1 protein-coding gene is annotated in these 350 nt (G+C 31.7%); it reads left to right on the top strand.

The genetic code is table 11. From position 1 onward, the window contains the following. A partial coding sequence (locus IU405_RS00255) for a hypothetical protein (protein ID WP_197436666.1) occupies window positions 1–350 on the top strand: 350 nt, incomplete at both ends.

Here is a 350-nt window from a genome sequence, read left to right as displayed (position 1 = left end):
TGAGTTCTTTGGGTAATTTATATTGGTTGGCAAGTGAAATTACCAAAGGGGCAAAATGGTCATCAGGTAAATATTTTTTACAAACTAATAATATTGATGCTTCAGAAACTAAAAATTGGACATATACATGGATACCTATTGGAGGTAGAAATTCTGTAATACCAAGTAACACATCTGATGAACAGGGCACGTCAAATGATTATATATTTTATGGCGTATACAATGGGGGAGGTTATGCTGTTGACGGGCTGGTTTATGTTAATAACTCTTATTCTGGAAATGTTCTAAATGGTTTTTTTGGAATGACAGGATTTGGAAGTGTTATTTTAAATTTGAATATTACAAATATT

The organism is Polaribacter sp. BAL334, from assembly GCF_015767435.1.
Classification (GTDB): domain Bacteria; phylum Bacteroidota; class Bacteroidia; order Flavobacteriales; family Flavobacteriaceae; genus Polaribacter.
Note: the sequence above shows the minus strand (reverse complement) of the source record. Positions and strands in the feature narration are given on the sequence as shown.